Source organism: Roseomonas marmotae (genome assembly GCF_017654485.1).
Classification (GTDB): Bacteria; Pseudomonadota; Alphaproteobacteria; order Acetobacterales; family Acetobacteraceae; genus Pseudoroseomonas; species Pseudoroseomonas marmotae.
Genome location: NZ_CP061091.1, coordinates 1,467,181 through 1,490,224 on the forward strand (window position 1 = coordinate 1,467,181; position 23,044 = coordinate 1,490,224).

Annotated in this window: 25 protein-coding genes; 22 read left to right on the top strand and 3 right to left on the bottom strand. The window is 69.7% G+C overall.

Translation table 11 applies throughout. From position 1 onward, the window contains the following. Positions 1-6 precede the first annotated feature (6 nt). A complete protein-coding gene (locus IAI58_RS06960; RefSeq protein WP_207448149.1) occupies positions 7-1,656 on the top strand; it encodes a lysine--tRNA ligase in 1,650 nt (549 codons plus the stop codon). After that, on the top strand, positions 1,653-3,569 hold the full coding sequence (locus IAI58_RS06965) for a putative bifunctional lysylphosphatidylglycerol flippase/synthetase (RefSeq protein WP_207448151.1): 1,917 nt from the start codon (positions 1,653-1,655) through the stop codon (positions 3,567-3,569). Before IAI58_RS06960 ends, IAI58_RS06965 begins: the two co-directional genes overlap by 4 nt. 22 nt (positions 3,570-3,591) lie before the next feature. On the opposite strand, the gene IAI58_RS06970 is transcribed toward IAI58_RS06965, so the two are convergent. Next, the gene (locus tag IAI58_RS06970; protein WP_207448153.1) at positions 3,592-4,239 is read right to left on the bottom strand and encodes a S24 family peptidase; all 648 of its coding nucleotides are present in this window, start codon (positions 4,237-4,239) and stop codon (positions 3,592-3,594) included. A 141-nt stretch (positions 4,240-4,380) separates the two neighbouring features. Here IAI58_RS06970 and IAI58_RS06975 point away from each other — a divergent pair, with 141 nt between their 5' ends. The 13 genes from IAI58_RS06975 to IAI58_RS07035 all read left to right on the top strand — a co-directional run bounded on the left by IAI58_RS06975 (position 4,381) and on the right by IAI58_RS07035 (position 16,758). Next, on the top strand, positions 4,381-4,824 hold the full coding sequence (locus IAI58_RS06975; protein WP_207448155.1) for a hypothetical protein: 444 nt from the start codon (positions 4,381-4,383) through the stop codon (positions 4,822-4,824). A gap of 83 nt (positions 4,825-4,907) precedes the next feature. Next, positions 4,908-5,381: a hypothetical protein gene (locus tag IAI58_RS06980; protein ID WP_207448156.1), complete on the top strand. Its 474-nt coding sequence runs from the start codon at positions 4,908-4,910 to the stop codon at positions 5,379-5,381. A gap of 144 nt (positions 5,382-5,525) precedes the next feature. Further along, positions 5,526-5,759, top strand: coding sequence for a hypothetical protein (locus IAI58_RS06985; RefSeq protein WP_207448157.1), 234 nt, complete (start codon positions 5,526-5,528; stop codon positions 5,757-5,759). Between the two features lie 3 nt (positions 5,760-5,762). Next, entirely contained in the window at positions 5,763-7,208 is a 1,446-nt protein-coding gene (locus IAI58_RS06990) for a portal protein (protein WP_207448158.1), read from the top strand. 8 nt (positions 7,209-7,216) lie between these two features. Continuing rightward, the gene (locus tag IAI58_RS06995; RefSeq protein ID WP_207448159.1) at positions 7,217-7,930 is read left to right on the top strand and encodes a capsid assembly protein; all 714 of its coding nucleotides are present in this window, start codon (positions 7,217-7,219) and stop codon (positions 7,928-7,930) included. A 212-nt stretch (positions 7,931-8,142) separates the two neighbouring features. After that, a complete protein-coding gene (locus IAI58_RS07000; RefSeq protein WP_207448160.1) occupies positions 8,143-8,979 on the top strand; it encodes a phage capsid protein in 837 nt (278 codons plus the stop codon). Positions 8,980-9,080: 101 nt separating this feature from the next. Next, on the top strand, positions 9,081-9,650 hold the full coding sequence (locus IAI58_RS07005; RefSeq protein ID WP_207448161.1) for a phage connector family protein: 570 nt from the start codon (positions 9,081-9,083) through the stop codon (positions 9,648-9,650). Between the two features lie 4 nt (positions 9,651-9,654). Continuing rightward, complete coding sequence (locus IAI58_RS07010; RefSeq protein ID WP_207448162.1) at positions 9,655-11,535, top strand: phage tail protein; 1,881 nt, start codon at positions 9,655-9,657, stop codon at positions 11,533-11,535. Further along, positions 11,535-11,975: a hypothetical protein gene (locus IAI58_RS07015; protein WP_207448164.1), complete on the top strand. Its 441-nt coding sequence runs from the start codon at positions 11,535-11,537 to the stop codon at positions 11,973-11,975. Before IAI58_RS07010 ends, IAI58_RS07015 begins: the two co-directional genes overlap by 1 nt. 57 nt (positions 11,976-12,032) lie before the next feature. Then, positions 12,033-14,375: a hydrolase gene (locus IAI58_RS07020; protein WP_207448166.1), complete on the top strand. Its 2,343-nt coding sequence runs from the start codon at positions 12,033-12,035 to the stop codon at positions 14,373-14,375. Between the two features lie 2 nt (positions 14,376-14,377). Beyond that, positions 14,378-14,701 (top strand): hypothetical protein, encoded by a 324-nt coding sequence (locus IAI58_RS07025; RefSeq protein WP_207448168.1) that lies wholly within the window; start codon positions 14,378-14,380, stop codon positions 14,699-14,701. After that, positions 14,682-16,127, top strand: coding sequence for a phage terminase large subunit (gene terL, locus IAI58_RS07030; protein WP_207448170.1), 1,446 nt, complete (start codon positions 14,682-14,684; stop codon positions 16,125-16,127). Before IAI58_RS07025 ends, terL begins: the two co-directional genes overlap by 20 nt. A 121-nt stretch (positions 16,128-16,248) precedes the next feature. Then, positions 16,249-16,758, top strand: a complete 510-nt coding sequence (locus IAI58_RS07035; protein WP_207448172.1) for a hypothetical protein — start codon at positions 16,249-16,251, stop codon at positions 16,756-16,758. 92 nt (positions 16,759-16,850) lie between these two features. Here IAI58_RS07035 and IAI58_RS07040 read toward each other — a convergent pair whose 3' ends face one another. Then, entirely contained in the window at positions 16,851-17,075 is a 225-nt protein-coding gene (locus IAI58_RS07040; protein WP_207448270.1) for a hypothetical protein, read from the bottom strand. 98 nt (positions 17,076-17,173) lie between these two features. Between IAI58_RS07040 and IAI58_RS07045 the strand changes: the two genes are divergently transcribed. Genes IAI58_RS07045 through IAI58_RS07055 form a run of 3 tightly spaced genes read left to right on the top strand, consistent with a single transcriptional unit; the run spans position 17,174 to position 18,424 of the window. Then, positions 17,174-17,551 carry a hypothetical protein gene (locus IAI58_RS07045; RefSeq protein WP_207448174.1) on the top strand — a complete coding sequence of 126 codons (378 nt, stop codon included), beginning with the start codon at positions 17,174-17,176 and terminating at the stop codon, positions 17,549-17,551. Beyond that, entirely contained in the window at positions 17,548-18,009 is a 462-nt protein-coding gene (locus IAI58_RS07050; RefSeq protein ID WP_207448176.1) for a cell wall hydrolase, read from the top strand. Before IAI58_RS07045 ends, IAI58_RS07050 begins: the two co-directional genes overlap by 4 nt. Before the next feature lie 58 nt (positions 18,010-18,067). Continuing rightward, positions 18,068-18,424, top strand: a complete 357-nt coding sequence (locus IAI58_RS07055; RefSeq protein ID WP_207448178.1) for a DUF952 domain-containing protein — start codon at positions 18,068-18,070, stop codon at positions 18,422-18,424. On the opposite strand, the gene IAI58_RS07060 is transcribed toward IAI58_RS07055, so the two are convergent. Next, a complete protein-coding gene (locus tag IAI58_RS07060) occupies positions 18,421-19,266 on the bottom strand; it encodes a DMT family transporter (RefSeq protein ID WP_237182925.1) in 846 nt (281 codons plus the stop codon). The two genes, IAI58_RS07055 and IAI58_RS07060, sit on opposite strands and share 4 nt — an antisense overlap. Before the next feature lie 126 nt (positions 19,267-19,392). Between IAI58_RS07060 and IAI58_RS07065 the strand changes: the two genes are divergently transcribed. The 4 genes from IAI58_RS07065 to IAI58_RS07080 all read left to right on the top strand — a co-directional run bounded on the left by IAI58_RS07065 (position 19,393) and on the right by IAI58_RS07080 (position 23,042). Next, positions 19,393-20,451 (top strand): quinone-dependent dihydroorotate dehydrogenase, encoded by a 1,059-nt coding sequence (locus IAI58_RS07065; protein WP_207448180.1) that lies wholly within the window; start codon positions 19,393-19,395, stop codon positions 20,449-20,451. Continuing rightward, a complete protein-coding gene (locus IAI58_RS07070; protein ID WP_207448182.1) occupies positions 20,451-21,314 on the top strand; it encodes a TIGR01459 family HAD-type hydrolase in 864 nt (287 codons plus the stop codon). The genes IAI58_RS07065 and IAI58_RS07070 overlap by 1 nt, the downstream gene beginning before the upstream one ends. Positions 21,315-21,374: 60 nt before the next feature. Beyond that, positions 21,375-22,607, top strand: coding sequence for a multidrug effflux MFS transporter (locus IAI58_RS07075; RefSeq protein WP_207448184.1), 1,233 nt, complete (start codon positions 21,375-21,377; stop codon positions 22,605-22,607). Between the two features lie 87 nt (positions 22,608-22,694). Further along, entirely contained in the window at positions 22,695-23,042 is a 348-nt protein-coding gene (locus tag IAI58_RS07080) for an Hpt domain-containing protein (protein ID WP_207448186.1), read from the top strand. The last annotated feature ends 2 nt before the right edge of the window (positions 23,043-23,044 follow it).

Consider the following 23,044-nt stretch of genomic DNA (forward strand, 5'->3'; position numbering starts at 1 on the left):
CGGGGCATGAGCGCCGATCCCACCCTCCGTACTGTCAAGGCTTGGCCCTTCGAGGAAGCCGCCAAGGTCGCCGATCGCATGGCGGCCACCGGCAAAAAATCGGCGCTGTTCGAGACGGGCTATGGCCCCTCGGGCCTGCCGCATATCGGCACCTTCGGCGAAGTGGCCCGCACGACCTGGGTGCGGAACGCCTTCACCCGCATGACCGGGCTGGAGAGCCGGCTGATCGCCTTCAGCGATGACATGGACGGGCTCCGCAAGGTGCCGGACAATGTCCCGAATGGCGACATGCTGCGCCAGCACCTCGGCAAGTCGCTGACCGCCATCCCCGACCCCTTCGGCACGCATGAGAGCTTCGGGCACCACAACAACGCCCGGCTGCGCAGCTTCCTGGACGAATTCGGCTTCGAATACGAATTCGCCTCCTCCACCGATTATTATAGGTCCGGCCGCTTCGATGCCGCCCTGCAGCGGATGCTGGAGGCGCATGAGGAGGTGCGGCAGGTGATCCTGCCGACGCTCGGCCCCGACCGCCGCGCCACCTATTCCCCCTTCCTGCCGATCCACCCCAGGACGGGCGTGGTCATGCAGGTGCCGATGGAGGAGACGCGGCCGCAGGACGGCACCGTGGTCTGGCGCGACCCCGAGACGGGCGAGCGTTTCGAGACGCCGGTGACGGGGGGGCACGTCAAGGCGCAGTGGAAGGCGGACTGGGCGATGCGCTGGTTCGCCCTCGGCGTCGATTACGAGATGTCGGGCAAGGACCTGATCGACAGCGTCAAGCTCTCCTCCGCCATCTGCCGGGTGCTGGGGGCGGAGCCGCCGGCCACCCTGACCTATGAGCTCTTCCTGGATGCCAATGGCCAGAAGATCTCGAAGTCCAAGGGCAATGGCCTGACCATCGAGGAATGGCTGCGCTACGCGCCGCCCGAGAGCCTCGCCTATTTCATGTATCAGCAGCCCGGGCGCGCCAAGCGGCTGCATTTCGACGTGATCCCCCGCGCCACGGATGAATATCTGCAGCAGCGGGAGAAGCTGCGGGCCAGCCCGGACCCGGCCAACCCGGACTGGCATATCCATGGCGGCGAGGTGCCGAATACGCCAGAGCCGCCGCTGACCTTCGGCATGCTGCTGAATCTCGTCACCGTCTCGGCCGCCGATACGCCGGAGCGGCTGTGGAAATTCGTGCGCAACTACGCGCCGGAGGCGACCCCGGAGAACCAACCGCTGCTTGGGCAGTTGGTGAATTATGCCGTTGCCTATTCCCGCGACTTCATCCTGCCCAGCCTGCGCCCGCGTGCGCCGACGCCGGAAGAGCGGCCCTCCTTCGAGGCGCTGGTGGACCTGTTGAAGCAGCACCAGGCGGAGATCGAGGCGATGCCGCCCGGCCTGACCCAGGCCGAGTTCATCCAGACCCTGGTCTATGACGCCGGCCGCCGGGACCCCTTCCTGGTGCCGGCCAAGGATGGTGGGCGGCCGGGTGTCTCGCGCGGCTGGTTCAGCGCGCTCTACCAGGTGCTGGTGGGCACCGACCAGGGGCCGCGCTTCGGCTCGGTGGCCGCCGCCTATGGCATCCCCGAGACCATCCGGCTGGTGGAGGAAGCGCTGGCCCGGCCATCCGAACCTGACACGGCATCCGGGGCCGGTCAGGCGTGAAGCCGGTGCTGGCCCTGCTGCGGCGGCATGGGCCAACGGCCTTCGGCCTGCTGCTGCTGGCCGGCGCCATCTATGTGGTCCAGAAGGAGTTCCGCCACCTCTCCATCGCCGATATCACCGCGGCGGTGGAGGCGGTGCCGGCCCGCACCCTCTGGATCGCCGGCGGCTGGACGCTGCTCGCCTATGCGGTGCTGACGGTCTATGACCGGCTGGGCTCGGTCTATGCCGGCAAGCCTGTCAGCTATCTGCGTACCTCCCTGGCCTCCTTCTGCGCCTATACCCTGGCACATAACCTGGGGGTCGCGGCCGTCTCCGGCGCTGCGGTGCGCTACCGCTTCTATGCCGCCTGGGGGCTGACGCCGGTCGAGATCGCCAAGGTCATCGCTTTCACCAGCCTGACCTTCGGGCTGGGCGGCATGGCACTGGGCGGGTTGGTGCTCATCCTGGAGCCGGACATCCTGCCCTGGTTCCGCGACCATCTGCCTTTCTGGGCCATGCGGGGCCTGGGCGTGCTGCTGCTGCTGGTGGTGGCCTGCTACCTGGTCCTCTCCCGCGTGCTGCCGCATTTCACCGCCTTCGGGCACAAGATCGATCTGCCCGGCTTCCGCATGGCGCTGGGGCAGACGCTGCTGGCGGTGGTGGACGTGGTCGTCACCACCATGATCTTCTACGTGCTGCTGCCGCCGGCGGAGGGGCTGAGCTTCACCCTGTTCCTCGGCATCTATCTGGCGGCCTATTCGGCCGGGCTGGCGGCGAATGTGCCGGGGGGGCTGGGCGTCTTCGACACCGTGGTCCTGGTCTCGTTGCAGCCCTTCGTGCCGGCGCCGCAGGTGATCGGGGCACTGTTCCTCTTCCGGCTCTACTACTACATCGTGCCGCTCTTCATCGCCGGTCTGCTCTTCGCGGGATTCGAGCTGAGCCAGCGGCGCCACCTGCTGACGAATCTCGGCACCGAGGCGCGGGTGGCCGATGCGCTGGAAGTGCCGGCCCTCTCCGGCCTGACGGCCCTGATGGGCATCGCCCTGCTCTTCATCGGCGCGCTGCCCTCCTATGGCACCCGGCTGGCGTTATGGGCGGGGGAATGGGCGGCGCTGGCGAGCCATTTCGCGGCCTCCGTCATCGGTTCCCTGCTGCTGGTGGTATCCTATGGCATGCTGCGGCGCCTGCGGATCGCCCGCAACAGCGGCATCATGCTGCTGCTGCTGGGTGCCGCGGCAGTGGTATTGAAGGGCAAGCCCTGGTGGCTGGTGGTGGTCTTCCTGGTGCCCGCCGGCCTGCTGGCGAGCATGCGGACCGCCTTCTACCGCGATGCCCGCCTGACCGGGGAGCCGCTTTCGGCCAGCACGGTCATCTCCCTGACGGCCTGCATCTTCTGCGCCCTGCTGCTGGCCAGCGTGGCCGGGACCGGGCCCGTGACGGATATGCCCTGGTGGATTGTGCCCTTCTCCTCCGACGCGCCGGCCTCGCTGCGTCTGGCGGTCGGAGTGGCAGGGGTGCTGCTGCTGGTGGCGGTGCTGCGGCTGCTGCGCCCCTCCCGCCTGGTGGCCGCACCGTATGACGAGGCGGCGCGGGCCCGGCTGGCGGAACTGGGCGCCGAGGTGCCGGAGCTGGCGGACGGCGCCATCCTGGTCGATGGCGCCGGCTTCGCCTTCCGCAAGCTGGACGGCGTCTGGGTCGGCCTGGGCGACCCGGCGGGGCAGGAGGAGCAGGCGCGCATCACCGCCCTCTGGCGCTTCCGCGATATCTGCGAGCGCAACGGCGTCAGCCACGCCTTCTGGCATGTGGGGCCGGGGATGCTGCGCGCCTATGAGGATAGCGGGCTGGCGGCGGTGATGCTGCCGGATGGCGGCTATCTCGTCTCCAATGCCGAAGGCGACCCGCGCGGGCTGCTGGAGCAGATGCAGCAGGCCTGACCGCGCGGGCGGCGGGCCAGCCTTACTGGCTGGCCCAGAGGATGCGGTGCATCCAGGCGATCTCGGAAAGATCGAAGCTGTAATTGGGATGGGCCGGGTTCAGGCTGGCCAGCTCGATCCGCCGGGCGGATTGCCGCAGCAGCTCCTTGGCCATCACCTCGCCCTTTATGGTGCGGACCACGACGCGGTCACCGCGCCGCACCGGTGAATTGGGGGAGACGATGATCGTATCCCCGTCCCGGAATACCGGCTCCATGCTGTCGCCCGAGATTTCCAGCGCATAGGCATTGGGATCGGAAAGTTCAGGCGTGCTGATCTCGTCCCAGCCGCCGCCCACGGGGTAGCCGCCATCCCCGAAGAAACCCTCGCTTCCCGCCTGCGCCAGGCCCAGCAGCGGGATGCGCCGGCCCGGATTCGGGCGGCTGCTGTTGTGCAGGGTGGGGGCGCCGGTCACCAGCCCGGCGAAGACCTCCATCTCCGTGCCCGTGGCCTCCAGGATCTTGGCGATGCTCTCGGTCGAGGGCCATCGGGGGCGGCCATCGGCACCCACGCGCTTGGAGGGGTTGAAGGCGGTCGGGTCCAGCTTGGCGCGGCGCGCGAGGCCCGAGGCGGAGAGGCCGTGCTCTGCAGCCAGGGCATCGATGGCCCGCCAGATATCGTCATGACGCATGGGCGCATCATCCTAACGCCTTTGCGCTCAAGCAAGACGTTAATCCTAGGAACATCATCACAAATAGGTGTTGACGCCTACAACCGAAATGATCGATGTTTCTGTTGTGTTCACGTTTAGATAAGAAAGGACACAGCCCCTATGCCCTCTGCCCTTCGTACCAATGCCATGCCGGTGCTCTCTTCCATGGCCAAGGCCGAGCCTTTCCATTCTGCCGAGGAAGCCTGGATCTGGACGATGTCCGGCCTCATCGCTCGCCGTGAAGGGGCGCGCATTGTCGCTGGCGCTGGTAGCAGGCTGCGCCCCTGTGAGCCGGATGACGTGGTGAAATGCCTGGACCGCCTTTACCGGCAGCGGCGCATCGACCTGGTGCATGCGCGCATCCTGCGGATCTGGGGCGAGCGGGGCGTGGCGCCGGACCCGCGACACCTGAGCGAGAAGAACGACTGGCGGATCTGGAACGAGGCGATGCAGCGGCTGGACTGGCCGTTGCGTATGAAGGGCATCGTCGCTGGGGCGGCGCGCGGTGGCGGCATGGCGGAGGTGGTGGAACTGGCGCGCTGGCCGATGGGCGGCGAGGCGTGAGGCGCGGTGCGCTGGCGCGGCAGGCGCCGCCTGTCCGTCAGCCGGGCCGAGTGGGGGCATCCATCGCACCAGGCCGGGTCGCGGTGGAAGAGGAAGGTGCGGCCGCGCCGCTTCGGGCCTCCCACCGTCATGCTCTGGCAGAGGGCGCGCAGCGGATCTGGATCGGTTTTGGCGGGCGGGCGGACCGGCTCTGGCTGCGGCTGCTGAAGCCGGGTTTCCGCCACTGCTTCGCGGCGGTGGAGGATAGACAGGGCTGGACGGTGGTGGAGCCGCTGTCGGGCCGCCTGCTGGTGGCGCGCCCCATGCTGGTGCCGGACTTCGACCTGCCGGGCTTCTACCGCCGGGCCGGGCTGGTGGTGCTGGGGCCCTTCACGCCCGGCGCCCCGCGGTGCCGGGCGCTGCCGACGCTCTCCCCCTATTCCTGCGTGGCGGTGTGCCGGGCGCTGCTGGGGCAGGGGGCGCCTTTCGCCGTGACGCCCCGGGGGCTGTTCCGGGCTTTGGAAAGGACTCTCCTGAGACAGGAGAAAAATCTTGACGAAAGGAATTTATTCCGCTAGATGCAGTCTTGTCACCGGGCGAGCTGCGCCCGCTGATCTTCCTCCGATCCCCCTAACTCGCACGGGCCCGGCCGATCCACATCGGCCGGGCCCGTGTCTTTTTGGGTGGGTTCCCTGACCGCAACCAGAGGAGTCCGCACGCGCATGGGTGGCCTGATGAAAGCCCCGAAGCCGGTGGTGGTGACCGCGTCCGAACCCCCCGCCGCCCCCGCCGCCAGCCAGGCCGATGTGGCCGCCGCTGCCCAGGCGGCACGCGGGCAGAACCAGGATCGCGCGCGGCGCGGCCTGGCCGGCACCATCGTCACCTCCGAACGGGGTGTGCTGACGGAGGCGCCGCGCCCGGCCGCCAGCGCCCGCAAGACCCTGCTGGGGGAATAAGGCATGGCCGGGAATGAGATGACGCCGGAGGCCGTGCTGGCACGGCACGCCGCCGCGCTGGAGCGGCGGCGGCCGTGGGAGAGCGTCTGGCGCGAATGCTACGACCACGTGCTCTCCGCCACGCCTGGCAGCGGCGGGCCGATGCTCTATGACGCCACGGCCGCCGACGCGGCCGAACAGCTTTCCGCCAGCCTGCTGGCCGAGTTGACGCCCCCCTGGTCCCGCTGGTTCGGCCTGGCGCCGAGCCGGGCGCTCGAGCAGGGGCCGGATGCCGCCGCCGCCGCCGCCACGCTGGAAGAGGCGGCGGAGGTGCTGCAAGGGCATCTCGATCGCTCCAACTTCGTGCTGGAGATGCATCAGTCCTTCCTGGACCTGGTGGTGGCCGGCACCGGCGTGCTGCTGGTGGAGGAGGCACCGCCAGGCGAGAGCAGCGCGCTGCGCTTCACCGCCGTGCCGCTGACCCAGGCGGTGCTGGAGGAAGGCGCCGGCGGGCGGCTGGATACCATCTACCGCGCCATGGTACTGGATGCGGCGGCCATCGCCCGCCGCTACCCCCGCGCCATCCTGCCGGCCGGGCTGAAGCCGGAGGCGGAGGGAGAGGCGCCCGGGCGCTTCCGGGTGGTGGAGGCGGTCTGGCCGGACGGGCAAGGCGGCTGCGGATACCAGGCCGTGCTGGACCATGACGGCCGCGCCGTGCCACTGGCCACCGGACGCTTCGCGGACAGCCCCTTCATCGCCTTCCGCTGGCTCAAGGCACCCGGCGAGACCTATGGCCGCGGCCCCGTGATGAAGACGCTGCCGGATATCCGCACCGCCAACAAGGTGGTGGAGCTGGTGCTGAAGAACGCCTCCATCGCCGCGACGGGCATCTGGCAGGCCGAGGATGACGGCGTGCTGAACCCTGCCACGGTGCGGCTGACGCCGGGGGCCATCATCCCCAAGGCGCCCGGTTCCTCCGGCCTGACGCCGCTGGCGGCACCAGGAAATTTCGATGTCTCCGAGCTGGTGCTGGAGGATCTGCGGAAGCGCATCCGTTCGGCGATGCTCGCGGACCGGCTCTCCGCCCCGCAGGATGCCCGGATGACCGCGACCGAGGTGCTGGAACGCAGCGCCCAGACCGCCCGGCTGCTGGGCGCCACCTATGGCCGTTTGCAGGCGGAGCTGCTGACGCCGCTGGTGGCCCGGTGCCTGGCCATCCTGCGGCGCAGGGGCGAGGTGCCGCCCATGCTGTTGGATGGGCGGGAGGTGCGGCTGACCTACCAGTCGCCTCTGGCCCGCGTTCAGGGCCGCGCCGACGCGGCGAATACGCTGCTCTTCCTGCAGGCCGCGTCGGCGCTGGGGGCCGAGGCCACCGCGCAGATCGACGTTGCCGCCGCCACGAGACACCTGGCCCGCGCGCTGGCCGCGCCGGCCGGGATTCTGACCCCCATCGCCCCCACCGAGGAGTGAAGGCCCGCATGTCCGAGAACCTGCTTGAAGCCGCCGCGACGGACACCCCCGAGGATGTGCCGGAGAAGTTCCGGGACGAGCACGGCGCGCTGCGCGTGGATGCGCTGCTGAAATCGTACAGGGAGCTGGAGAAGCGCATGTCCCAGCGCTTCGCCCCGCCCGCGCCCGATGCGCCGGAGGAGGAGAAGCAGCGCTTCCGCCGCGCCATCGGCGTGCCGGATTCCCATGAGGAATACAGTGTCGAAGCGAAGCATGAGCTCTGTGGCCCGGATGAGGGCATCAACAGGCGGCTGCATGAGGCGGGTTTCACCTGCACCCAGGTGCAGCTGGTCTATGACCTGGCCGCTGAGCGGCTGCTGCCGCTGATCGCCGAGGCCGCCGCCGATTACGAGGCCGACAAGCAGCGCGGCAAGCTGGCGGAAGCGCTGGGCGGCGAGGCGCAGTTCAGGCGCCTGGCGCCGCAGATCGCCGCCTGGGGCCGCGCCAATCTGCCGCCAGGCGCTTTCGAGGCGCTCTCCACCACCGCTGAGGGCGTGCTGGCGCTGCATGGCATGATGGCCCGGACCGAGCCCAGCCTGGCGCGCGAGGCCGAGCCCGCCGGGGGGGTGGACGAGCAGGCGCTTCGCAAGATGATGCGCGACCCGCGCTACTGGCGCACCCGCGAGCCGGAATACGTCAAGCGCGTGACCGAAGGCTTCAAGCGGCTGTTCGGCAACAGCTGAGCTGATAGCGGCAGGGTTCCGCAGCCTCGCTCGCCCTGCCGCGACGGGCCGCCGGTTCGGTGCATCGCATCCTGGCGGCCCGATTTCCCGAAATTCGCCTCGCCCAACCCGCAATGGCGGGCGCGATGGCGCGCGCGCATCGCCGGCCCCGTTGACGGGACCAACCGCGCGGTGCGGGCACCAAACCCGAAATCTCCTTCAAGGAACATCCGATGTCCGCCACGATCGATCAGGTTTTCGCGAAGCAGTTCGAGTCCGAGGTGCATGAGGCCTACCAGCGCCAGGGCAGCAAGCTGCGCCCGACGGTGCGGAGCAAGAACGGCGTGCGCGGCGCCTCCACCGTCTTCCCCATCGTCGGCCGCGGCACGGCGGCGGCGAAGGCGCGCAACGGTGCCGTGCCGGTGATGAACCTGTCACATTCCAACGTGGAGTGCTTCCTGCAGGACTATTATGCCGGCGAGTGGATCGACCGCCTGGATGAGCTGAAGACCAATATCGACGAGCGCGCCGTGGTGGCCAATGCCGGTGCCTATGCGCTGGGCCGCAAGACGGATGAGCTGATCATCGCCGCCATGGATGCGGGCACGCGCGAGGCGACCGGCACCGCCGCCGGCACCACCGACACCGATGGCCTGACCAAGGCCAAGGTGCTGCTGGCCTTCGAGATGCTGGGCGCGGCCGATGTGGCGGATGACGGCAACCGCTTCGCCATCGTCGGCTGGAAGCAGTGGAGCGAGCTGCTGCAGATCGAGGAATTCGCCAATACGCAGTATGTGGGCGATGCCGATCTGCCCTGGAAAGGCACGCAGGCCAAGCGCTGGCTCGGCGCGACCTGGATGCCGCATTCCGGCCTGACCAAGAGCGGCAACCTGCGCTTCTGCTACTTCTACCACAAGACCGCCATCGGCCATGGCGTGGCGCAGGAAGTCACCACGGATATCACCTGGCACGGCGACCGCGCGGCCTATTTCGTCAACAACATGATGAGCCAGGGCGCGGTGCTGGTCGATGAGACCGGCGTCGTGCGGATGCGCGCCTTCGAGGCATAGCCGCGGATGCGCGCCTTCCAGGCGTGAGCGCGGCACGGCCGGAGGTGCGGAACCTCCGGCCGGCTTCCATTTCCGATACCGCCGAACAGGAGTCTTTGCCGATGGCGCTCTCCGCCCTCGTCCTCTGCTCGCGCGCCATGCTGAAGATCGGTGCGCAGCCCGTCGCCTCCTTCGACGAAGGCACCGCCGAGGCGGAGGTGGCGGCCCATCTCTATCCTTCCGTGCGCGATGCCATGCTCTCCTCCCACCCCTGGTCCTTCGCGACGGGGCAGATGGAACTGCCGCGGCTGGCCGAGGTGCCGCATGCGGATTACCGCCATGCCTTCCAGCTTCCAGCTGATTTCCTGCGCGTGCTCTCCGCCGGCAGCGGCGGGGCAGGGCGTGGGGTGCGCTACCGGCTGCACGAGCGCCGGCTGCATGCGGATGTCGGACGGGTGGCGCTGACCTATGTCTTCCGGCCGGAGGAAAGCACCTTTCCGCCCTTCTTCGCCGCCGCGCTGGTCACGCGGCTGGCCGCCGAATTCTGTATTCCGCTGACCGAGAGCAGTTCCCGTGCCGAAATGCTGCACCGGCTGGCCGACAGCGAATTCCGCAGTGCCAGGCTGACGGACAGCCAGCAGGACACGGTGCGGGCGCTGGAGGATTTCCCGCTCATCATGGCGCGGGGGTGAGGCCATGGCCCTGGCACGCAGCGTCAAAACCAGCTTCACCGCAGGCGAACTCGGCGACCAGCTTCTGGGCCGCGGGGATCTGCGCGCCTTCGAGAATGGCGCGCGGCGCCTCCGCAATGTCTTCATTCAGCCCACCGGCGGCATCACGCGCCGGCCGGGCCTGCGCCATGTGGCGCTGCTGCCGGGCAAGGCGCGGCTGATTGCCTTCGAGTTCAATACCGAGCAGACCTACCTGCTGGTACTGACCGCGCATTCCCTGCAGGTCTTCATGGGCGACGTGCCGGTGGCGCAGCTGCCGGCACCTTGGACCGAGGCGATGCTGGAGCAGATCGCCTATACCCAGAGCGCCGACACGCTGCTGATCCTGCACCCCGAGCTTGGTCCGCAGCGCGTCACCCGCAGCAGCCACATGGACTGGACGCTCTCGGGCTGGGAATTCATCAGCGAGCCTTTCCACCGCTTCGCGCCGCCTGGGGTCACCATGGCCAGCAGCGGCAGCAGCGGAGAGGTGACGCTGACCGCTGGCGCGCCGTTCTTCCAGCCAGGCCATGTCAATGCGCGGCTGCGGATCGGTATGAAGCCGGTAATCGTGACGGCGGTGACATCGCCGGTGACGGCCACTGCCCTGGTGCATGAGACGCTGGACGGCACCGCGCCGACCGAGGACTGGGACGAGGCCGCCTTCAGCGGCGCGCGCGGTTGGCCGGTGACGGCCTGCTTCCACCAGGACCGCCTGGTGCTGGGCGGCTCGCGGGACCTGCCGAACCGTCTCTGGCTCTCCCGCTCGGGCGACCTGTTCAACTTCGACCTCGGCACCGGGCTCGATGACCAGGCGATCGAATTCGGCCTGCTGTCGGATCAGGTGAACGCCATCCGCGCCGTCTTTTCGGGCCGGCACCTGCAGATATTCACCTCCGGCGCCGAATGGATGGTGACGGGCGACCCGATGACCCCGGCCTCCATCCAGTTGCACCGGCAGACGCGCATAGGCTCGCCCGTCGCGCGGCTGATCCAGCCGGTGGATGTCGATGGCAGCACCATCTTCGTCTCCCGCTCCGGCCAGGCGGTGCATGAATATGCCTATACGGAGGTGCAGCAGGCCTATCAGGCCAGCGACCTGGCACTGGTGGCGCGGCATCTGGTGCGGACGCCCCTGGCCATGGCCTATGACCAGACCAGGCGGCTGCTGCATGTCGCGATGGAAGGCGGCTGGCTGGCCACGCTGACGCTCTACCGGACGGAGCAGGTGACGGCCTGGACACGCCAGGACACCGCTGGCGTTTTCGGCTCTCTCGCGGAGATTGATGGCACCGTCTGGTGCGCCGTCCAGCGCCTGGGTGGCTGGCGGCTGGAGCGTTTCGACGACATGCTGGCCGTCGATGCCGGGCTGAGCGGCGAAAGCGACAGCGAGCGCCGGGTCTGGAGCGGGCTGGGGCATCTGCCCGGCACCAGCCTGCAAGTGGTAGCCGACGGCGCGCCGCGTGGCGAGTTTCCGGTTGCCGCGGGCGCCATCACGCTGGATGCGCCGGCCCGTTCGATCCAGGCCGGGCTCGCCTTCAAGCACCTGGTGGAGCCGCTGCCGCCGCTGCTCTTCTCCGCCGCCGGTTCCCGCGCGGGGCCGCTGCGGCTGGTGGCGGCCACCTTCCGTTTGCTGGAGACGGCGGCGCTCTCCGTCGATCTTGGCCGGGGTCCGGCGCCCGTGTCCTTCCGGCGGCTGGATACGCCGCTGCTCGATGCGGCACCGCCAAGCTTCACCGGCGATGTCACGTTGCGGGGCCTGGGCTGGCGTCGCGACACCATCAAGCCGCTCTGGCGCATCGAGGGCGATACGCCGCTGCCGATGACGCTGCTTTCCGTCACCACCGAGACCAGGATGACCGACTGATGGCACAACTCGCTCCCATCGCCACGCTCGTCGGCACCGGCGCCTCGCTTTACGGCACGGTGCGGCAGGGGCAGCAGCAGGCTGCCAGCGCGAAGGCGCAGGCGCAGGCGCAGCAGCAGTCGCTGGATGCGCGCGCGCAGCAGCTGGCCGCAACCCAGGCCGCCGAGACGCGCGGCCGGCAGGACCGGCTGGAGCGTGCCGTCGCCTCCACCCGCGCGCGCCTCGGCGCCTCCGGCATCAGCCCCGACCAGGGCTCGGCCGGTGCCGTCACCTCCGGTCTCGCGCGGGATGCGGCGGAAGCGGCGGCGGACAGCAACGAGAGCTACGCCGCCCGCATGGCCAGTGGACGCAGCAGCCTGCTGTACGCCGATGGCTCGCTGACCACCTGGCTGCGCGCCGGCAGCAGCTTCGGTAACGCGGTGCGCAACCTGCTCGACTGAGGCTGCGCCCGCTGGCCGGCCCGCCCTTCCTCACCCCCTTCCGCATGAGAGATCCGAATGGCCGAGCATATCCGCATCGGCGACGTCGCGCCGCGTGTGCACTACGCGGCGGATGGCGCGCAGACAGTCTTCATCTACCCCTTTCCGATATTCCAGCCCGCTGATCTGGAGGTGCGGCTGGACGGGCTGTTGCTGGCCGGCGGCTACACGGTGCTGGGGGCGGGCGCCTCCGACGGTGGCCGCGTCGTCTTCCCGGCCCCCCCGGCGGCGGGGAGCAGGCTGGCGCTGCGGCGCCGGCTGGTCATCTCCCGCAACACGGATTTCCAGCCCAATGGCGTGCTGCGCGCCAATACGCTGAACGACGACCTGGACCGCCAGGTGGCGGCCTTGCAGGAATTCCGCGACGATCTCGGCAACACGCTGCGCGCCAATCCCGGCGAGGTGCCGAGCGGGCTGGTGCTGCCGGACCGCAGCGCCCGCGCCAATCGCGTGCTGGGCTTCGACAGCCTGGGCAATGCGACGGCCTTCGTGCGGGAGGAGGGGACGCTGAAGGTGCCGCATCGCGGCGCCATTCCCCGCACCATCGCCGACAAGATGGGCGAGGCTCTCTCGGCCCGCGACTTCGGTGCGATGGGCGACGGCATCAACGATGACGGCCCGGCGTTGCAGGCGGCGATGAACGCCGCCGCGGCATCGTCCAGGCACCTGCTGATCGGCGAGGGCAGTTACCGCACCACCATGCCGTTGCTGCTGCCGGGGGCCGCGACGGGGCTGACCATGCGCGGCACCATCGTCTATGCCGGACCGGACGGGCAGGTGGCGCTGACGCTGGGCGACGGCGCGGCGGCGCGCAATGCGAGCAAGCTCTACCAGGGCCTGCGTGTCACGCGCGCCACCCTCTCCAGCTGGCTGGACGAGGGCGATATCGGCATTCTTCTCCGCAACCTCGATGCCTCCACCGTCGAGATCCGGCAGGCCGAGGGCTTCACCATCGGCGTGCGCACCCTGGGCGTGGAGCGCGGCTTCGAGGACAGCACGATCCACCTGGGCCGTCTCGTCGACAACCGCATCGGGCTCGATATCCGCTGCGAGACGGCTGCCGGCTGGAACAACAGCATCCGCTATATCGGCGGTCATTTCGCCAATTCCTCTGCCACGCATCGGAGCATGGACCGCTTCGGCGTGCGCTTCTCCTGCGCCACGGATGCCTATCCTCGCCACAACGCACATCTCTTCCTGGGTCCCGCTTTCGAGTTGCAGCGCCAGGGCACGCCTGCCACCGTCACCGCCATCCCCTTCCTGCTGGCGGCGGGGGATGAACGTGGCATCGTCGCGCGTGGCATCCGCATGGAGCAGTGCAGTACCTTCGTGGCCGCGCATACGGGCGGCGCGAATGACTGCCTGTATGAGGTCGCCTATACCGGCACCTATGCCTTCACCGGCACGGGGATCCTCTATGCCTCCACGGCCACGCGCGCCGGTGGCACCGTCATTCCGCTGCATCAGGCGGCGGCGGCGCATGGCACGCCCCGGCTGGTCGCGGCGGCGGAGAACCTGCGGCAGCGCGCTTTCCGCCAGACCGTGGATACCGCCGACGGGGTGGGCTTCGAGCAGATGGCCGTGCTCGCCGGCAATCCCGTCAGCCCACCCGGCAACCTGACGGCGGCCGCCTTCGCCGGCCTGGCCTTGTTCAACCTTCATCCCGATGCCGTGGGCATCCCCACCAGCCGCGGACTGGCCTTCGTCGTGGATTGCGGCGAGTGCAAGGAGTTCTTCATCGCGGCCGAGGGCACCGAACTTCGCCCGGTGGTGATGCAGTTCGACGGCAACGAGAACCTGCTGACGGAGACGAGCCCGGTTCTCTTCTCCAACATGAACGCCGTCTATGCTGGTGCTCCTTCCTTCTTCTGGGAAGGCAATGCCAATCTGGACGGCCTGGTCGGTGGTCTGGCGATCAACAAGCTTCAGCGCGTGACCTTGCACGCGAATGCGCGCTTCGCCGCCATTGGCGTGCGCGGCGGCACCGCCGATGCGCTGGCGAAGTCGCTGCGCCTTTACTGCTCGCCCATGCATGCGCCGGCACTGGTCTATGGCGGCAGCCGTAAATGGGGCGTGCGGGAATACACGACTTCCGACGGAGACTGGACCCTGGGGCAGCTGGAGGCAGGCCAGACGGCCACGCGGGATGTCCGGCTCACAGGTGTGCGGCAGGGCGACTTCGTGCAGGCCTCGTTCGCCAAGGCCTCGGGCTTCCAGAACGGCGGCGTGATCTTCCATGCCAGCGTCGGCGGCGCCGGTAGTACTGACGAGGTGCGGGTCACCGCGCAGAATATCAGCGGCGCGAATATCACCATCGGCGCGGGAACGCTCCATCTGCGCGCCACCAAGCCGAGGATCTGACCATGAAGGGCATTCCCCCGGCGCTGGCCGCCGAACTGGAGGCAGCGGTGATGCGCGTGGTGGAGGATTATGGCGCCTTCATCGCGCGCGGCCCCGCGCCGGGCATGCATGACGATGCCAAGGCCTTCGCCGCGCATCACGCCGCCGCGAAATCGGCGCTGGCCCATCTGGAGCATCTTCTGAAGCTCGCCCGTGCCGCCGGCGCGGGGGAGGAGGTGGCCGGCATCGCCCAGGCCCATGCGCTGCTGCGGCAGGCCCGCGGCGCGCTGGCCGTCGAGCCGCGGGAGGATGAGGAGGATGGCGCCGATGACGGAAGCCCCGGCTGACCTTCTGGAATTCGTCTGGGTCTGGAACACGCATCTCGGCCAGGGCACGCCGCCGGTCCACCGCCGCGTCCTGCGCTGGCTGGACGCGCGGCGGCGGGCGGAGGAGGGGCGGCTTCTGCTGATGGCCTTCCGCGGCTGCGGCAAGTCCACGCTGGTTGGGCTCTACTGCGCCTGGCTGCTGGCGCGGTGGCCTGAGACACGGATCCTGGTGCTGGCGGCGGACCATGCGCTCGCCACCAAGATGGTCGCCGCCGTCCGACGCATCATCGAGCGGCATCCGCTCTGCGCGCATCTGGTGCCGCAGCAGGCGGAGGCCTGGGCATCGGACCGCTTCATCGTCAACCGCCAGGGCGCGCCGCGAGATCCTTCGATGCTGGCTGCGGGCCTGGGCGGCAATATCACGGGAACCCGCGCCGATGTCATTATCTGCGATGACGTGGAAGTGGCCGGAAACTGTGACTCGCCAGGCAAACGCGCCGAACTTCGGGAGCGCCTGGCGGAGACGGAGTTCATCCTGACCCCCGGCGGCACCATCCTCTATGTCGGCACGCCGCATTGCGCGGAAAGCCTCTATCTGCACCCGGATGAGGGCACGGCCTTCCTCGGCAGCTACCGTCGCCTGCGGATTCCACTGCTGGATGGGGCAGGGCGCAGCGTCTGGCCTGAACGTTTCTCGGCCTGCGCCGTCGCGCGGATGCGGGAGCAGGTGGGGCCGGTGCATTTCGGCCGGCAGATGCTCCTGCGGCCGGTGGCCGGCGGCGCCGCGCGGCTCGATCCCCGGCTGATCATCCGCTACGCCGAGGATACTGACTACCACGAGGCCGCTGGGCGCCCCGTGCTGACGCTGCTGGGGCGGCGGATGGTTTCGGGCGGGGGGTTCTGGGACCCGGCCTATGGCCGCCCCGGCAGCGGCGATGGATCCGTCCTCGCCGCCACCTACAGCGACGCCGAGGGCAACCACTATCTGCATCGCCTGGCCTATCTCACGCATGACCCCGATGCACGGGACGATCCGGCGACGCAGCAATGCCGACAGGTGGCGCAGATCGCCCGGGAATTGCTGCTGCCGGTGCTGCGGGTGGAAACCAACGGCATCGGCCGCTTCCTGCCGGCGCTGCTGAGGCGGGAGATGGCGCGGGCTGGGGCCGCCTGTGCCGTGGTGGAGCAGCACAGCCGCCACGCGAAGCAGGAGCGCATCCTCTCCGCGCTGGACCCGGTGCTGGCGGCGCGCAGACTGCACGCGCATGAGCGGGTGTTCCGCACGCCCTTCCCGACCGAGATGGCGGAGTGGAAGCCGGATACCCCGGGTCTTCGCGACGATGCGCTGGACGCCCTCTCCGGCTGCCTGCTGGCCGAGCCGGTGCGGCTTCCCGGCGCGCCCCCCGCGCCGCGCGGAGCGGGCTGGCGCGGCATGCAGCAATCCTGAGCCTGGCATTTCCACAAGCGCCAGCCTCGGTCTTTCAGATGCCACATGAAGGCACGGACGCTTTACCGTTCGGCAAGCCAGCCTATGTCATGCTGCACCTGCACAATGGAGCAGAAGGCCCATGGCACAGGTGATGCCTTGTTCGCCCGCTACCGCCACGCCGGTGAAGGACTGGTTCGACACCGGCGACAAGCCTGTCGGCATCTTCCGCTTCCGCGGAGGGCTGGCAGTGCCGACCACCCGCGCACTGGTGCATGAATCGCCGGAGGGGCGGCGCTTCATTCCCGCCCGCCCTGTTGGCCTTGTGGCGCCGCCCTGGCAGGCCGATGCCTGGTACGCCTGGCAGGCGGACCTCGCCTGGTCCGTCCGGCGGGCGCTGCGGGGGCAGACGCCCCGGCGCCTCATGTTGTTCCTGACGAGGCTGGACATGCGAGGTCATGGCGCGATCCTGCACCCCGTCTTCGACCGCCCTCCGACCCGGGAGGATGAGGAGCGGGTCTTCGCCGTGGAACTGGAGGTCTGGGCCGACTTCATCGGCTGCTGCCAGCTTCGCACGCAGATGCTGCTGGCGCCGCCGGCGGCAAGGCTCACCCTGCCGCCGGGGACGGTGGCATATCGGCGCCCGAATTAACGGCCGAGGCCCAGCTTTTTTTCTTGCGCTAGGATAGAATTCCGTTTCAGTATCGTTCCGCCAGCGGGTGAACTGCGTCCGCCGCGCGGTCCTCAGGCCACCTTCTTCACTTTCAGGATTTCATCCGCATGCCGCACCCGCCCAGGGGCGGTGATGCGGAAACGGCTGTCCACGCCCTGTTCCGCCAAGCCCATGCCGGCCAGTCGGTGCAGGCAGGGGCCGTCCTTCAGCCCGTCGGGCCGTCCCAGCTGTCCCACCAGGGTCAGACGGTGCAGTGCCGATCGGCAGCAGGTCTCAAGATAGGGCTCGTTCCACATCATTCCCAACGCAACTGGTTGCCGGAGGCGCCGGTGGCCCCCTGCTGTGCAGGGTGGCCCCGGCGCCTTCGCTGTTCAAGCAGGCCGAGGAGGGCCGCATGATTTCCGCAGAGATGGAGCCGCAGATGCTGGCCACGGCGGTGCAGGCCCCGATGATGGCCGCGCTGTTCTGGATGATGCACGGGTTGCGCCGCGGCCTTTCCGAGCGCTTCCCCGCGCCGGAGGATTCGCTGCCCCAGCCGCGCGGGCCCGATGCCCTGGCCCGCACGCGCGACGAGCTGGCGGCCTTCAAGCTGGAAGTGGCGCGGACCTACGTGCCGCTCTCGCTGATCCGCGACGTGGACCAGCGGCTGACGCAGCAATTGCTGCGGATCGAGGAAAAACTGGATGTCGCGACCCGCGCCGCCACCGTGGCGGCCGCGGCGGTGGCGGCGCAACAGCCCCAGCGCGGCTGGCGGCCGGAGGACAGGGTATGAGCATTCTTCCCCACAGGCACCAGGCGAGCCCCGTCCTGGCGCCGGTCGATATCCTCGCGCTCACCCTCTGGGCCGAGGCCGGCACCCGCTCCGTCCGTGCCATCGAGGCGCTGGCGGCGGTGGTCATGAACCGCGTGCGGCGTGCCGAGCAGGGCGAGGCCGCGCGCTGGGGCAGGGGAGTGGCCGGGGTCTGCCGCGCGCCCTTCCAGTATTCCTGCTGGAACCCGCGCCACCCGCGCCACCTGCTGATGATGGCCGCGCCGGCCGGCGCCCCGGCGCTGGCCATGTGCCGCCGCATCGCCGTCCGCGCCATGGCCGGGCTCTTGTCCGACCCCACCTCCGGCGCCACCCATCATCATGGGGAGGAAGAACTGCCCGCCTGGGCGGTGGCGCGGACGCCCTGCGCCGAACTGGGCGGCTTCCTCTTCTACAAGGCGGAGGCTGTGACCCAGAATTAGAACAAATACGAAACATACGGCGGTGGCGCGGTCCCGGATACCGCGCTAAACCGGGGCCATGGAACCCGTTATCTACACCATGGTCCATGATGCCGACTGGCGCGCGGCGCAGCGGGACGGCGCCTATCACGGCAGCGCGGATGACCGGCGGGATGGCTTCCTGCATTTCTCGACCGCCGCGCAGCTACGTGCCAGCGCCGCCAGGCACCGCGCCGGCCAGAAGGACCTCTGGCTGCTGGCCGCTGATGCGGCGGTGCTGGGGGAGGCGCTGAAATGGGAACCCGCCGCCGGCGGCAGGCGCCCCGGCCTCTTCCCGCATCTCTATGCGCCGCTGCCGCTTTCGGCGCTCCGCGCGGCCACGCCGCTGCCGCTGGGGCCGGACGGGCAGCACATCTTCCCGCCCGAAATCCCCTAATCCCGCGTCACGCGCTGGCTCATGATGCAGGCGATGATCACGATGGCGGCGCCGGCCATGGCGGTGGCGGATGGCCAGTGGCCCCAGATCGCCACGTCCAGCCCCACGGCCCAGACCAGGGCCGAGAATTCCAGCGGCGCCAGCCGCGCCGCGGTGGCTACCCGGAAGGCCAGGGCCAGGAAGATGGTCGCCGCCCCCGCCAGCACGCCATTGGCCGCCATGGCCAGCCAGTCGATGCCGCTCGGCGGGCGCCAGTCCAGCAGGGCCAGGGGCAGCATCGCCAGCCCTCCCGGCAGGGCCGACCACAGGATCAGCCGGGCCACGCCGCTTTCATTCCGCAGGCGCCGGTTGATGGTCATCACCATCGCGTAGCTGACCGTGCCCATCAGCACGAATCCATAGGCACGCAGGCTGCCGCCCGCCTGCACCCCTGGCGCCATCGCCACCGCCACGCCCAGGAACCCCACCCCGCACCACAGCCAGGCGGCGCGCGGCGGCACCTCGCCCAGCACCAGCGCGGCCAGTGCCATGGTCATGAAGGGTGCGGTGAAATAGACCAGATAGGCTTCTGCCATCGGCATCTCGCGCAGCGCCAGGAAGAAGCCGGCGGCCGAGCCCAGCATGCCCGCCGCCCGCAGCAGGTGCAGGACGGGATGCGCCGTGCCCAGCGGCCCGCCCAGCCCAGGGCGCAGCAGGCGCCCGCCGAGGAGCAGCAACAGCATCGTCAGATGCCGGATCACCACCACCTGCGCGAAGGGATAGGCGCCCGAGAGGATTTTGCTGTTGGCATCCAGCACAGCGAAAAGGCCCAGGGCGGCCATCATCAGCAACGGGCCAGTCACGGCATCTTTCCCTTGTCCAGGCGCCCGCAAGAGGCACAGCCCGGCCGGCCGCGCAATCCCCGCTGGGGCGATGAAGGGGCGCGGCTCTTCCCTTCAGGCTCACGGCGGTGCACAAGCGCCCGCGTCATGACCCCCGCACTTGCCTCCGCCCTGATGCCGCTGATGCGCGGCATGGACCCCGAACGCGCCCATAACCTGGCCTTGAAGGCGCTTGCCCTCGGGCTCGCGGGCTCCGACCGCGGGGTGGATGACCCCGTCCTGGCCACCACCGCGCTGGGCCTCTCCTTCCGCAATCCCATCGGGCTGGCGGCAGGCTTCGACAAGAACGCGCAGGCGGTGCTGCCGCTGATGCGCCTGGGCTTCGGCTTCGTCGAGCCTGGCACCACCACGCCGCGCCCGCAGGACGGCAATCCCCGGCCCCGCCTGTTCCGGCTGGAGCAGGACGCGGCGGTCATCAACCGCATGGGCATGAACAACCTCGGGCTGCAGCCCTTCGCCACCCGGCTCGCCGCCCTGCCGCGCCCGCTGCCGGCGGTGCTCGGCGCCAATATCGGCATCAACAAGGATGGCGCGGAGCCGGAGCGGGACTACCCCGCCCTCTATCTCGGCGTCGCGACGCAGGCCGACTATGTCACCGTCAACATCTCTTCCCCCAATACGCCGGGCCTGCGGGACCTGCAGGGGGAGGCGCGGCTGGCCGCTATCCTGCAGGCCATCGCTGACGCCCGCGCCCATGCGCCGCGCCAGCCGCCCGTGCTGGTGAAGATCGCCCCCGACCTGGCCGAAGACGCCGTGCCGGCCCTGGTGGAAACCTGCGTGGCGCATGGCGTGGCGGGGCTGATCGTCTCCAATACCACCATCGCCCGCCCGGCCAGCCTGACCAGTCCCCACCGCGTCGAGGCGGGCGGGCTGTCCGGCGCGCCGCTCTTCGAGCCCTCGACCGCGCTGCTGCGGCGGGTCCATCGCCTGGCCGCCGGGCGCCTCGTCCTGATCGGCTGCGGTGGCATCGCCACCCCGGAGCAGGCATATGCCAAGATCCGCGCCGGCGCCGCGCTGGTGCAGCTCTATGCCGGCTTCGCCTATGCCGGCCCCGCCCTGGTGCCGGAACTGAAGCGCGGACTGGCCGCGCTGCTGAAACGCGATGGCTTTTCCAGCCTCGCCGATGCCGTGGGAGTCGATGCCTGATGCGTATGCTGGAAAGCGTCAACGAACTGCTCGGCAGCCATGACGGCTTCGTGCTGGATATCTGGGGCGTGCTGCATGACGGGCAGACGCCCTATCCCGGCGTGCCGGAGGCGCTGGCCGGGATGCGCGCGCAGGGCAAGCGCATCGTGCTGCTCTCCAATGCCCCGCGCCGCTCCTGGTTCGTGGCGAGGCAGCTGGCCGGCATGGGCCTGGGCGCCGAACTCTTCGACGGCATCGTGACCTCGGGCGAGGTCGCCTGGACCATGCTGCGCGACCGCCAGGACCCCTGGTTCGCGAAGCTCGGCCGCCGCGCCTTCCATATCGGGCCGGAGCGCGACCTATCGGTGGTCGAGGAACTGGACCTCCCCCTGGTCTCCAGCCCGGCCGAGGCCGAATGGCTGCTGAACACCGGCCCCGATTTCGAACTGGGCGCCGCCAGCGTCGAGCCCTACCAGCCGATCCTGGAGGAATGTGCCCGGCACGGGCTGCCGATGCTCTGCGTCAATCCCGACCGCGCGGTGATGTTCGGCGGTAAGCGGCTGATCTGCGCCGGCGCCTTCTCCGACCGCTATCAGGAACTGGGCGGGGATGTGATGGAGATCGGCAAGCCGGACCCGAAGATCTACGAGACCGTGCTGGCCACCCTGGCCGTGCCGCGGGAGAGGGTGGTGGCCATCGGCGACACCCCGCATACCGACCTGCTGGGCGCGCAGAACGCCGGCATCGACGCGGTTTGGGCGATGACGGGCCTGGCCGCCGACAATATGGGCCCCGACCCCTCCGACGCGCTGCTGGAGGCCGAGGCCGCCCGCCAGCACGTCAGGCCCATCGCCGCGCTTCGCAGCCTGCGCTGGGCGGCCTGACGCGAGCGGGCTGGCGCAAGCGGGCTGGCCGGGACGGGGCCGGCGGGCGAGAATGGCGGCATGAGCCCCCGTGACATCGCCCGTGACGACTCCACGATCCTACAGCCACCGCATGCGCCGCCGCGCCTGCCGTCCATCTGGCTGCTGACGCTGCTGACCGGCGCGGGACCCTTCACCCTGCAGGTGCTGATGCCGTCGCTGCCGCTGCTGGCCCAGTCCTTCGCCGTGCCCTACAGCGCGGCGCAGCTCAGCCTCACGGTCTATCTGATCGGTATCGCGGTGGGGCAGCTGATCTATGGCCCGCTTTCCGACCGCTTCGGGCGGCGGCCGCTGCTGCTGGGCGGGCTGGCCATCTACCTGGTGGGCTCGGTGGCGGCCACGCTGGCGCCGTCCATGGGGCTGCTGGTGGTGGCGCGCGCCGCCCAGGCCGCCGGGGCCTGCGCCGGCATGGTGATGACCCGCGCCATGGTGCGCGATGTCTTCCCCGCCAACCAGGCGGCCAGCAAGATCGGCTTCATCATGATGGGCATGACTGTGGCGCCGATGATGGCGCCGCTGGTGGGTGCGGAACTGCAGGTCCTGGCCGGCTGGCGTGCCTCCATGCTGGCCTGTGTCGTCATTGGCCTGGTCCTGCCGCTGCTGGTGCTCCGCTACCTGGGGGAGACGCTGCGGGAACCGCAGCCGCTGCCGGGCATCTTCGGCATCCTCGGCGCCTATGCGCGGCTTTTCGCCAACCCGGTCTTCTGCTGCTACACCCTCGTCACCGCCTTTTCCTCCGGCGTCTTCTTCGCCTTCATGGCCGGGGCGCCGCTGGTGCTGGTGGAAGGGCTGGGCCATACGCCCCGCACCTATGCGATTGCCTTCATGGTGGTCTCGCTCTCCTTCGCCCTCGGCTCCTTCCTGGCGGGGCGCTTCTCCGGGCGGCTGGGCGTGCGGCTCATGCTGCAGATCGGGCTGATCCTGACCACCATCGGCGCCATGCTGTCCCTGTTCACGCTCTGGCTGCTGCCGCTTTCGCTGGTGATGTTCTTCCTGCCGATGCTGCTGATGGGCGTGGGCAACGGCATCTCCCAGCCCAATTCCCTGGCCGCGGCCATCAGCGTGCAGCCCAAGCTGGCTGGCACTGCCTCGGGCGTGGTGGGGGCGGCGCAGATGGGGGTGGGGGCGCTGATGACCCTGATGACGGGAGTCCTGGAGATCGGCACCGGCTTCGGCACCGCCCTCGTGATGGCCGCCTGCGCCATCCTGTCCCAACTCGGCCTGGCCTGGGCCCAGCGTCTGGGCGAGGCCTGACGCATGGCACAAAAAAGATATCATATCGAAACTATATGCATGTCTCTCCGCGTTGACCGGGCCCCCGGGTTTTGCAACCCTGGCGATGTGAAAGCCATCGATCCCGCGTTTGTCCGCCAGCTCGCCAGCGAGCTCCCCCGCGATGCCTTCATCGGCGTTGTCAGGACCTTCCAGGCGGATCTGGCCCGGCTGGTGCAGCAGATGGTGGCCTCCTCGGCGGCGGGAGAGATGGAGGCTTACCGGCGCGGCGCGCATGGCCTGGCCGGCGCGGCCGGGTCCATCGGCGCCCGCAGGCTGGAAGAACTGGCCCGGCGGGCCATGCTGCCCGATTCGGCGGCCGCGCCCGACTCCGTGGGCGTCCTGGAGGATGAGGCGGCCTCGGTACTCTCGGAACTCGCAGGCCTCATCGCCGCCCCTCCGCCGGCCCGGGCCTGAGC